General features: G+C 27.9%; 5 protein-coding genes. 3 read left to right on the forward strand and 2 right to left on the reverse strand.

The genetic code is table 11. The annotated features are described in order from the left end of the window. Nucleotides 1-361: 361 nt before the first annotated feature. Together BMW96_RS13495 and BMW96_RS13500 are read right to left on the reverse strand one after the other, a co-directional pair. The gene (locus tag BMW96_RS13495; RefSeq protein ID WP_092357039.1) at nucleotides 362-1,987 is read right to left on the reverse strand and encodes a SpaH/EbpB family LPXTG-anchored major pilin; all 1,626 of its coding nucleotides are present in this window, start codon (nucleotides 1,985-1,987) and stop codon (nucleotides 362-364) included. 12 nt (nucleotides 1,988-1,999) lie between these two features. Further along, entirely contained in the window at nucleotides 2,000-4,561 is a 2,562-nt protein-coding gene (locus BMW96_RS13500; RefSeq protein ID WP_092357033.1) for a prealbumin-like fold domain-containing protein, read from the reverse strand. A 497-nt stretch (nucleotides 4,562-5,058) separates the two neighbouring features. Between BMW96_RS13500 and BMW96_RS13505 the strand changes: the two genes are divergently transcribed. The 3 genes from BMW96_RS13505 to tnpA form a co-directional block, all read left to right on the forward strand. Then, nucleotides 5,059-5,838, forward strand: a complete 780-nt coding sequence (locus tag BMW96_RS13505) for a LytR/AlgR family response regulator transcription factor (RefSeq protein ID WP_092357036.1) — start codon at nucleotides 5,059-5,061, stop codon at nucleotides 5,836-5,838. Between the two features lie 422 nt (nucleotides 5,839-6,260). After that, nucleotides 6,261-7,193 carry an O-antigen ligase family protein gene (locus BMW96_RS13510; protein ID WP_244881327.1) on the forward strand — a complete coding sequence of 311 codons (933 nt, stop codon included), beginning with the start codon at nucleotides 6,261-6,263 and terminating at the stop codon, nucleotides 7,191-7,193. Nucleotides 7,194-7,396: 203 nt separating this feature from the next. After that, nucleotides 7,397-7,660: IS66 family insertion sequence element accessory protein TnpA (gene tnpA / locus BMW96_RS13515; protein WP_092355808.1), on the forward strand; the 264-nt coding region annotated here is incomplete at its 3' end.

Consider the following 7,660-nt stretch of genomic DNA (forward strand, 5'->3'; position numbering starts at 1 on the left):
CCTATGGAAGGTTATAATAGAACTCCTAAAGATTTCAAAAGAAATTCCAGAGGATTAGATAATTTTGAATATGCACGTAGCAGATTGATTTGGGCCAACAGAAAAAACGAATCCATTCTCTCTACTCCAAAATCCAAAAAAGAAGTTTATAAATTTAAAAAATAAAATATAAAAGTATCTAGACGAAATAAAGGGGAACAACCATTTTTGATTGTTCCCTATTGAACTTCTTTATTCATCAGTTTTAGGTTATCCCCTAAAGTGTCCCCTAAATTTCAACAGACTTTTTTTAGCACCCCTAAAGTTGACCCCCAAATAATTTGGCTTTCCCCCTAAATTATTTGGTTACCCCTTTATTTAATTAATTTTCTTTTTTTCTTAGCTTAACAAATACTGTAACCATACTTGCCATAATCAATATACCACCAACAGTGAACATCCAAGTACCAGCTCCACCAGTTTTTGGTAAGTTAAATCCTTTAGTGTTAGCGAATTTTGTTACAACAACTTTACTAGCTGAACCACCATTTTCAATAGCAGTTGTCTCAGCAATCACAGTACCATTTAATGTATATACAGCATCACCAGTTTCTAAATCAGCTTCAATTACTAATGTAGCTCTACCATCTAAAATCTGATATCCTTCAGGTGCTTTAGTTTCTTTAAGGTAATAAGTACCAGCTTCTAATCCAACAAAATATGCTAAACCTTCTTTATCAGTTTCAACCTTACCATCACCTGTAACAATTAATTTTCCTTCTTTATCATATTCATAAGCAGCAATTACTTTTCCTGCTTCATCTTGTAATTCAAAAGCTGCACCAGCTAATCTTACGTTTTCATCACTAACATCATGTTTTAGGATTTGAATACCATATGTATAAGTTTTTGTTTCATCCCAAGGTTTAGAAGTAGTCCCAGTATTAGGATTATTAGTATATTCTAATTCAACTTTATTTGGGTTTGCTCCACCACCAACAATTGCATTTTCATTAATTACAACATTATATCTCAATTGTAAAGTGTTATAAGCCATAATATTTGAATAAACAAAGTTAATTGTCATAGTTTTACCATTATATTCTATAGTATAATCTACATCTTTAACTAATGTTTTATTATTACCACTAAAATCAGCTACAACAATACTAAGTTTATCTTGATTTATAAAATCTAACCCAACACTTAATGTATCAGTAATTATATACTTAATAGATTCTAAATCAGTTTTATCATCATAATGAGGAATTGCTGTATCTACTTGATACTCAAGAATATCTCCAATATTATTTGTACTTGAACTAACCAATTCAAATTCTTCACCATTTTGTTTACGAATGTTTTTATCTAATGGTACAGGCTCATCTTTAGGAGTAATATTTAAATTATAATTCCATGAATAGTCAGGTTTATTACCCTCAATAATTGGTAATGGCACTAACATTGATTTAGATGCCACACTTGCAGAATCACTGTGTGTAGCAGTTTCAACGATTAAATAGAATCCAATCCCTAGATTATCTACTGTAACTGCAGTTCCATCATTTGGACAAGTAATCGTAGCTACTGGCTGTACTCCATTATCTTCGATAAATTTTTGTAATGGAATTGTTAATTTAACCGTTTCCTTAATTGGATCAGTAATTGTACCATCTTCATTTCTAATATTTAATTCATTTGGTAATTCAGCAATCTTTTCAATAGTAAAATTTCCATAAGCTTCATTTCCAAAGAAACTTTCAAAAGCACTATTTTTACTATAAGTAAATACATTTTGTCCAGCTTTTGCTGTTGCATCTAAAACTTTGTAAACACTAAATTGAGATCCCTTTTTCTTCATTGTAATAGAACCAGTTGTCTTAGTTACATCAATTTCAGGATTATCTTTAGGATCTACTTTATCACTTGCTCCTACTGGCATTACTAAAGCTACTGCCATTAAGAAAACAATAATTGTACTAAATAGTTTTTTTATATTATTTTTCATACTTTCCTCTCCTCACAATTTTCTATATTTTTCTTCCCTAATTATTTTATGTTTTTCTATCTTTTTTATTAATAAAATCATAATTCCCATAATTACAATTCCTAGTGTTGCAATTCTTGCTGTTAATGTTGCTCCAGTATTAGGAAGACTTACACCAACTTTATCTGAAACTGTAAAAGTTACAGTTTTAGTATCAGAAGCAAAATCACTTTCAATACCATTTTTATCAGTACTAGTATACTCAAACGGTACATTAAACTCAATAACATCAGTTATCAGTTCATATCCAGGGGGAGCCTCAATTTCTTTGATCATATATTGACCTTCTGTAAGTTTTTCAAAATAAGCTAAACCATTTTCACCTGTAGCGCCAGTACCAGTACCTTTACTAACCCATTGTTTTACATCATCCTTCATCTCAAGTTTAAACAGTTCAAATACAGCCCCCTGTAAAACTTCTCCACTTTTACTGTCAATCTTTTTAACTTTTACATTAAAAGATGAATTAACTATGGTATAACCCCTTTTCTGATCTCCTCTGATTATACTATTAATATTTTCATTATCATTTTTGTTTTCTTTTATAGTATAAGTTAACTTTGAAGCATCGACTTGTATGATCCATGTAGTGTTTGGCTGTAAATAGCCATCTGGTACAACAGTTTCAGTCATTTTATAAATACCTGTATTAATATTTTCAAATACAACTTTGCCATCTTCACCACTTGTAACCTCGTCACTCCAACTACATCCATCATCTGTATAATAATCTCCACAGTCAGTATGAGGATCAATACAATGATCTATACTATAATTGCCATTAGAATCAACACATTCATCAGTGTGTTTGTGAGTACACTCTAATTTAAATGTTGCACCTGCCAATGGTGTTTCGACCACATCAAAATTATTATCAAAACCACTGCTGTTTTTAGTAAATTCAACATTCATAACTGGTCTTGGATCTGATGTTAGTAATTCTTTACTGTGTAAAAAGTATGCTTTAACAGTGACTTTACCATCAATAATACCTAACTTTTCAGCATTTCCTTTATTTGTATTAATCCAATTTGTTGCAAAAGCAGCAGCTTCCTCGGCTGAAGCAAACACAGTTCCTTCACTTGGACCAGTAAAAGAAAGATCTTTAAAAGTTTGACTTTCCAAATCAAAATATGTTATTTCAATATGATCTAATTTATAATTTGAATCATCATTTATACTAACCTCAACATCCTTTGAATTTCGATCAATATAAACTGTATTTGGATCTTCTTCAATATCACCAGCATTAATATTTAAATCCTTATCTCCACCAGATACACTAACATTACATTGATCAGCAATAACACTAAAACTGATTTTACTTTCATTTAGTAAAAATCCTTCAGGAGCCTCAAATTCTAATAGATAATATTCACCAACAGGCAGATATTCATCAATCAATATCTCACCATTTATATCAGTGATATATTCTTTATCAGAAACCCTCTGATTTGTATTTGCATCATATAAATAATATTTTGCACCAACAACCTTTTTACCACTATAATCACATGTTGCTGACTTTGTTACTTTAAACTTAGTTTTTACTTCTTTTTCAGTATAAACAGGTGTATATATTCGTGAACTAAACTTAGTAGTATAATTAAATGTGGCAGTATCTATATTAGCTACATCTGTATTTTCATCAACAATTGAATTTATAAAATAATCAATTCCATCATTATTACTAACAGCAGTAGTAGCCCATAAAACCCCACTTTGTTTAATGTTTTTAATTTGCAGTTTACTATTATTTAATTCAGCATAATTTATATGGGCATCTTCATTAATTGTTGTTATATTTTTTAATATATAGGTAAGTTGTTTTTCATTATATTCATTTGAAAATTTAACTTCTTGTCCATTTCTTTCTAATCTAGGTAAACTAATATTTTTAGTAACACTCCAATCAGGATTACCACCCATTTTTATAGCAACCAAATCATCTGATGGAATCATAGGAGTTACACCACCACCACACAGTATATGTAATCTCCCAACAGAATCTCCATATTTTTCAATCGGATTTCCTCCAAACCGAATAAATAAATTTCTTCTGTTTTTAAACCACTTTTCCGCTTCAGTACTAGAAGATAGATTACCAATCTTCATTATATATTCAAATGAAAGTGGTGTTATATCTCTAATCTCATTTTTTATATTTGGATTAGGCGAATCCAGGCTATTTGTAAAATCAATTTCTTGTGTATTTCTCAACCATTCAATTCCAACAATACTTTTTATTCCACGATTAGTAGCATCTATTTTCCCATCATACTCGCAAAGTATTTCTCTGATATTTTTAGTGTCATCACCAAAATAATTATCAACAACCAAAGCATCATAAATTGCAGTTGCAAAACATTTATCTTCTACCCCTGCCTGCATTATCTGTTCAATACCTTTATCTCTATCCTCACTGTCTACTGGGCCATATGGAATATTGGTATTAGCAGATGGCAAAACTATAACGAATGAAAACAACAGAGTTACAATCATCAAAAGGAGTAGCGATCGTTTTACCTTATTCATTCTCTCCCTCCTTTCTTTTTATATTTCAATTACAAATAAATAATTGTATTGATAAAAACCTAGTTAATTAATTATTAATTATGACAAAAACTTTCCTATAGTAAGCCAATATTAATTTTAATTAACCATTATTATAATAACATTTTTTAACTACTCAGCTACTGTTTTTTCTTAAAAATAAATTAATTACACTTTAAAATACAATATTTTTCGATTATAAATCCTATTTTTAACTATATGTCCTTTTTAAAGTAATGTTTTCATCAAATAGTCTTATAACCTAATAATTATCAACTAATAAAAAAGCTAGTTGCATCAATAAAATCACATAGAAAATGATTAAAATTTAAACATTTTACTCATTCTAAAAAAACTACTAAAAATAATCCTAAACAACACAATAAATCTTATAGAAATATCATAAAGTATGTGGTAGACTGTTAAAAGATATACAATTAATAATTATTAACATATTTCATGGAGGGGGATTATGAACTATGTATAAAATTGTTTTATATAGTGATGAAAAAGATATATTTGATACTATTACTAATATCTTTAAAGAATATTTACCTGCTTTATCAGAGATTCATTTCAAGATTTTAAAATTTAATTCTACTTTAGAATTAAATATATTTAATGAAAATGAAGGGAAAGCTGATATTTATTTTCTCAATCTTTCTAACAAGAATATTGAAAATAGCTTAAATATTGGAAAAGCTATTCGGCAGCTCAATCCATATGCTTTTATTATCTACATAAGTAATATCAGTACTTACAAATCAGAATATTTAAAGATTCTTCCTTTTGCAATCTTACCCAAACCAATAGTAAAAGAACAGCTTTTTTCTATACTTTCAATTATGCTTAAATTACTAAAAAATGCTGATCTAAGTCTTTTAGAAATCAAAACAAAAGACGGTATCATAACCATTGACCGTCGCCTAATTACATTTGTAGAATACGAAAACCATTATTTACTGATTCATACTAAAGATGGTTCAACCATCAAAAGCTCTACCATAAGAACATCATTTAAAATATGGATGGAACCATTATTAGAATATGAATCTTTTATTTCACCTCATAAATCTTATCTAGTTAATATGGATTACGTTCAAAAAATAACAAATAATCATACTTTTGTTATGCAAAACCAAGAAATTATTCCTATTTCTAATCAGTCATTTAGTAGTATTAAAACAAAATATTTAAAATATATAAAAAACACATACGCCATTAATAATATTAAAAAAATAGCTAATCATTCATTTTAATGAATTCTATACAAAAAATTATCTTTTCAAGAAAGTATTTCAAGTTTATATATATTTTATGTATTTTTATTAATACTTTAGCTTTAGGGTATTTAGGAATTGAAAATAATCTCTTGGTAATAATTACCTTGATTTGGGCTTTGGTTCTTTTAATCCATGATATAATCCATAAAGAAATAGTTATTAATAAAGACTTTGTCCTTATTAATAGCTATGGCATTATATTATTTTTAGCAACTCTTTACAATCAGAAATATAGTGACTATAAATCCTATTTAATTGCTTTTATGCAAATAATAATTTTCATCTTGATCTTTAGCAATAAAAAAAATACTACTCTTATAGATATAAAAAAGGAAATCAAACTAATAATTCCTCTTACTAATATATTAGTGGGTCTTGCTAGTGGAATATCATTGATTATGTATTCATTTAATTTCTATGATACTAAAAATGGTTGGATAGTTGGTGTATCAGGAAACCGCTTATTTGGTGTATACTTTAATTGTAACCCAGCAGCCTTTTTAGCTTGTATTACTATTTTATTAGCACTATTAGCGATTAAGTATAATTACCAATATAAAAAATTATATTATTTGAATATTGGTATACAATTTATTTATATTCTTCTAACCAAGTGTCGTAGTGCATTGATCATTTTAGCAGTTATCTCTACTGCTTTAATCTATTATTATTTTATTAAAAAGAAAAATCATGGTAAAATAAAAAAGATTTTTATATTATGTATTATCTTTATATTAATTACTTTTAACAGTTTATTAATAGATAAAGGAATTTCAGCAATCTTTAATAATCAAGATGTAATTCAAGAAGAAAGTCGTTTTCAATTAAGTAAAATAATCAAAGCATCTAAATTACTTATTAGTGGTGATCCTTCAAAAGCAATTAATTTAATTGATCAAATCAGCAGTGGACGAATCGAATTACTAAATACATCAATAGAAATATGGAAATTTAGTCCCATAATTGGTATTGGTGCTAATAATTTTAAAAAAATGGGAATGGATAAAACTAATGGTGCTACTATTCAAGCTATCCAGGTTGTTCATAGTCATAATGAATTTATTGAATCATTTGTCACAACTGGAATAATTGGTGGTACAATTTTTATTATTTTCTTTATTTCATGTTTTAAAAAATGCTTTAAATTACTAAAAATAAATTATAATAATTATACTTATTTTAGTATATTAATATGTTGTTTAGTTGTTGGTTGTGAAGTAATTGGTGGTTTTTTTGATTATGGTGTATTTTATGTTTATTCCCTTTCTACAGTTCTGGCATGGAACTTTTTGGGATATTTATGTTGGGAAATTGAAAAACAAAATAATTAAAAAGGATTGTTTTAAATAGAAAACTATTTAAATACAATCCTTTTAATTTTAAATATCTTGTTCTTTTCTTCTAGTTGCTATAATGATAACACCACATAATAACATCAATAATCCAGCTGTTCTATAATCGTAAGCGTCAAATAACATACACATTCTAATGAATACAAGTATCGTCTATAATTCAGGTATAGATGGAGGTATTTATGAATAAAGAACAAAGACTTCAATACTGGAAGTCAATTATTGATGAATGTTATGCTGGTGAGGAACCCGTAATTTCATGGTGCAGCAGGAAAGGTGTTAATGAATCCTGTTTTTATAAGTGGCGCAGGATTATATATCCGGAATATTCAAAATCCGCCAAACCTGATAATGCACTATTTGCTCCTGTCGTTGTTGATAATTCATATAAGAATGTTTCATTAACTGTCAACGGTGTTGAAATCAGTTTTGAGGATTCACTTCTT

Origin of the sequence: Thomasclavelia cocleata (assembly GCF_900102365.1) — a bacterium.
GTDB lineage: Bacteria > Bacillota_I > Bacilli_A > Erysipelotrichales > Coprobacillaceae > Thomasclavelia > Thomasclavelia cocleata.